General features: G+C 30.1%; 2 protein-coding genes. Both read right to left on the bottom strand.

Annotated features, from left to right (window positions below; genetic code table 11):
- Positions 1 to 43: 43 nt before the first annotated feature.
- The gene (locus V7056_RS20190) at positions 44 to 1,492 is read right to left on the bottom strand and encodes a hypothetical protein (protein ID WP_499704177.1); all 1,449 of its coding nucleotides are present in this window, start codon (positions 1,490 to 1,492) and stop codon (positions 44 to 46) included.
- Between the two features lie 306 nt (positions 1,493 to 1,798).
- The coding region (locus tag V7056_RS20185) for a YonV C-terminus-related protein (RefSeq protein ID WP_499704176.1) at positions 1,799 to 2,544 on the bottom strand (746 nt) is incomplete at its 5' end.

The raw sequence follows: 2,544 nt of genomic DNA, 5'->3' as shown, positions 1-2,544 counted from the left end.
AAAAAAATAGTAAAAATAGTTACTAACTTTTTTAAAGGTTTTATTAATTATCAATCCAAGAAAGATTAATATCAAATTCTTTGCCAGTTATATTGCTGTAAAATTCATTAAAATCTTCAACTTTAAACTCGTAACCGTACTCAGAATGAAATTGCTTATGCATTTCATCGTTTAAACAGATCCCAAGTCCATATTTTTTATGCAATATTACACACCAATATTTAATGGAATTTACTTGTTCTTCTGTATACTCCTCCATATAAGCATTTAGTGGTATATTAGCATTTAAAACAATTTCTTCAATTATTTTAGAAAAAGGGTACAAATGATGTATTTCAAATTGCCTATCACCAGTTATAACGCATTTATTTTTACAAATTCTTTTACTTCTTTTTTGCCAATCTGTTAGTAATGACCTACAGTATTTACTAATAGTTGAAGTTCCCTTATAGTGAGTTTCACTTACTCTTTCTTTTTGTAAGCATCCACACGATTTCGTTTTACCACTTCTTAAAGATACACCTAATACATATTTAGAATTACCACAATCACATAAACATTGATAATAAGTTCCTAAATCGTCAAGTATATATGCTCTTTTTATAGCAGTTAATCTTCCGAACTTTAATCCAACCGTAACTTTATCGTATATTCTATACCTATAACATCCGCAAGAAACATATGAACCATTTTTTAAACCATAGTATGGTCTATCAATTGTTTTCTCAGGACAACATTTGCATCTACACTCCCATAGTGAGTATAATTCATGTTTATTAGGACTTTTTCTTATAACTGTCAACCAACCGAACTGTTTTCCTGTTAAATCTTCAAATTGCTTTAAACACCCACAGGATTTAACACTACCACTAGTTAAGTCACCCTGTACAACAAGTTTTGTATTGCTACATTCACATAAACATTCCCAAATACTTATACCCATCTCACCTTTATTGACATGATTAATCGCAGTTAGTTTATTAAATTTTTGACCTGTAATATCTCTTTTTCTACGTTCACTTGTAAGTTCTCTTGCTAAACAACCACAACTTTCTGATCTTCCATTTAAAAGCCTAGATTGTTCTACAGGTCTTGGTTCGGAATCACAGGCGCATTGACATTGCCAGTAATAATTTTTACTGTCATATCTATCAAAGCCTATTACTGTCCACCGTCCAAACGTCTTACCAATTAAATCTTTTTTAACTCTTCGAGAGCATCCACAAGATTTAATTCTATCGTGTGTTAGTGCATCAGTAGTTACTTCTGAGAGTTTTGGGTTACCACATTCGCATTGACAGTACCAATAGATGTTTCTGTTATTATCCTTTTTATCAGATTTTTTAACTACTAGCAGCCTATTGAATTGCTGCCCAACTAAATCCTTATGTTTCATCTCAAAATCAACTCCTTTGAAATTTATTAAATTATAGACCCTACTCTCAATCATGTAAATAAGTGCCAAATAAAGTAAAATTTCTAACGCGGACACGCTTCGCTTTGTCCTTGTTTATTTTCGAAAGCAAGCTTTCGAAAATCTAAAGTGGGACTTGATAAGGGATTATATTGAAAATAACTTAAAAGTAGTATTTCCTTTCCATTTATAAAGGTGGTGAAAAAAGTGATGTTTTTAAGAAATTCATCGTAGCGATAACAAAGATGATCTTTCTAAAAATGTCACTTTTATTACCACACATAATTAAATAATTTTATATCTATTTTCTTTAAGGGTTTTGAAAAAAAGTCCTTATTTTTACTAGGTTTTTGACAACCTTTTAGGCAGTTAAATTACCTAAAACTACAAGTGCCAATCACTTGGTGCTTCATCTACAATTGCATTTATGGGTGCTTCCTCAAATATTTCACTTTCTAAATATTGAATTAGTAAATCCCTCATTCTTTTACTTGGAATATAGATTTGAATTGGTAATCCATCTCTAATTCTACTTCGCCATACCCATTGAATTAATTCAGATAATGCCCATGTGCTTTCATTAACCTTTACTCTGTACTGTTCAAAGAATTTCTTTTCTATTGGATTAAGAAATCTATTGACTAGATATGCCAGACAATCCTTTTCTTTAAATTTATTTGTTGCTCGTGACGTCATAGGTACAAATCCGTTAGCATAACTACTTGGACAAACTTTCTTTTCGATTTTACCTTTTTGCCTTTTATCTTTTTCTCCTCTAATAGTTGTCCACATTACTTCATTTACAGTTTTTTTAGAGATATTCATGAAATAGTTACGAGCATTTTTCTTTAACTGTTTAACTGCATCTTGATTTTTGGCTTTCTCAAACCAACTTTTAGATAAGTTATTTCTATAATCACCAACCTTATTTAAGTGACCACAGTAAATATCAATATTATCTTTTAGTTCTTTTTTGTTGTAAGGTATTCTATTTTTATACGGTACAAGTTTATACCCTTCATATTCATCGTTTATTACTGATAAGTATCTATATTTAATAGAGTGCAAGTCATAATAATACTTCTGTATTTGCCCATCGAATAAGTAAGTTAATATAAATACATTTTGAA

Origin of the sequence: Bacillus sp. JJ664 (genome assembly GCF_036962205.1) — a bacterium.
Classification (GTDB): Bacteria; Bacillota; Bacilli; order Bacillales; family Bacillaceae_G; genus Gottfriedia.
This window is presented reverse-complemented; position numbering and strand designations above follow the sequence as displayed.